This window comes from Hymenobacter agri, from assembly GCF_054778495.1.
The window spans coordinates 1-1,811 of the sequence record NZ_BAAGZM010000740.1 but is presented as its reverse complement, the minus strand read 5'-3'; the positions used below and the strand labels follow the sequence as shown (position 1 = coordinate 1,811).

Sequence of the window (1,811 nt, the reverse complement as noted above, 5' to 3'; positions counted from 1 at the left end):
ACGTTGTAGGCCACACCGCTGGGCCCCACCGTCAGCAGCGCGGTTACGAGGCCTTCCTCGTCGTCGGCCCGCAGGCTGGCGGGAACCACCAGCGCCCGCTGCACCAGTTCCTGGGCAGCGGTGTAGGGGCGGCCATCGGGCAGGCGGGGCATGGCCCCAACCATTAGCCATTCCTTGGTGCTGTCGGAAGGCGGGCCTGCCGGAAACGGGTAATTGGCCGGCCCCAGGTTGGGCTCGCCCGGCGCGTACACGTGCTTCGGCCCCACAAACGGGATGGGCAGGGTGAGCATCACGGACAACGGCTGACCGTTTTGCCGACCAGGCATCAAGCGGGGCAACTGGGCCACGGCCGCCAGCACGGCCGCATTGCCGGCCAGTCCCGAGCCGCGCGTAATGCTGGCATCCCGCACCACTCCGCTCGGGCCCACTACACAAGTGACCACGCTGTAGCCGTCGGCCGTACCGGCGGGCAGCACCAGCCGCCGCTGAATCTGGCGGATGAGCTCGTCGCGGCCGCCACCACCAGGCAATGAGGGCATCTGCTCCACGAAACTGTAGGCGTGGACGGTATCGGGCGCGGCGCGGGTTGTTTGGCCTTGCACACCGGTGGCCTTCGTCAAGCCGAAGAAACAGATAGCCAGAAACCGGAGCCGGCAGTGGACAGGGAAAGGCATCATGTACGCAAGGCTGAATAGAAGCAGTATTTACTGCCGGTTTGCTGGCAGTAGTTCCGCTGATAATTCAACACGAAAGTGTTTTAGAATAACACCGGAACGGTGAGGCGAACCGCCACCTTGCGACCATTCTGTACGCCGGGGATGAAGGCGGGCAGCTTGCGCACGGCCGCTAGCACCGCCGCATCGCAGGCTGCCGTCAGGCCGCGCTCAATGTGCTCGTCTTTCACTGCGCCGGTGGCATCGACGGTAAATTGCACCTGCAATTTGCTGCCTTTGCATTCTTTGGAATCTTTGCGGGCGATGGCGAGGCGCTTCTTGATAGCTTCTTCCACGGCGCGGGTGCCGCCGCCGGTTAGCAACTGCGGCATTCGCTCGACGTAGGTGTACACGCGCTGCTCGATACCGGGCACCGGTTGCTGGGTGGGCACTTGGGCCTTGGCCAAGTTGGTCAGCAGCAGGGCGCAGCCAACACCTAATTTCAAAAAGCAGAATCGTCCTTTCATCCTGCAAGCTACCATCAGCCGGCCGCTCGGCTTGGTTTTCAGCCCCACAAATCGGCGGCTACGCGGAAGGTATTGGCGTGAGCTTCCACAATGTCGATGATGTTTTCGGAATAGCCGCCGCCCATGCACACCACCACGGGCAGCTGGTGCCGGTGGCAGAGGCCAAGCACCAGCTCGTCGCGGCGGCGGCAGCCTTCGCGGCTCAGGCCCAGGTGGCCGAGCTTGTCGGTGGCCAGCACGTCGACGCCGGCGAGGTAGAACACGAAATCGGGCTGCACCTCGGCCAGCAGGCGCGGCAGCGTGTCGGCCAGCAGCGCGAGGTACTCGGCGTCGGCGGTGCCGTCGGGCAGGGGCAGGTCGAGGTCGGAAATTTCTTTGCGGGCGGGGTAGTTGCGGCCGCCGTGCATCGAGAAGGTGAACACGCGCGGCTCGTGCTGGAAGATGGAAGCCGTGCCGTTGCCCTGGTGTACGTCGAGGTCCACAATCAGCACCTTTGTGGCGTGGCCGTGGGCCAGCAGCCAGGCGGCCGCGGCGGCCTGGTCATTTAGCAGGCAGAAGCCTTCACCGCGGTCGCGGAAGGCGTGGTGCGTGCCGCCCGCAATGTTGAAGGCCACGCCGTGCGGCAGCGCCC

The 1,811-nt window shown here is 65.0% G+C and carries 3 protein-coding genes; all 3 read right to left on the bottom strand.

Annotated elements, in window-relative coordinates; genetic code table 11:
• A partial coding sequence (locus ACYVDE_RS21610) for an energy transducer TonB (RefSeq protein ID WP_460503607.1) occupies positions 1 to 620 on the bottom strand: 620 nt, incomplete at its 3' end.
• Between the two features lie 137 nt (positions 621 to 757).
• Positions 758 to 1,159: an energy transducer TonB gene (locus ACYVDE_RS21605; RefSeq protein WP_460503606.1), complete on the bottom strand. Its 402-nt coding sequence runs from the start codon at positions 1,157 to 1,159 to the stop codon at positions 758 to 760.
• Positions 1,160 to 1,218: 59 nt separating this feature from the next.
• Positions 1,219 to 1,811 (bottom strand): histone deacetylase family protein (locus ACYVDE_RS21600; RefSeq protein ID WP_460503604.1); only part of this gene is annotated, 593 nt, incomplete at its 5' end.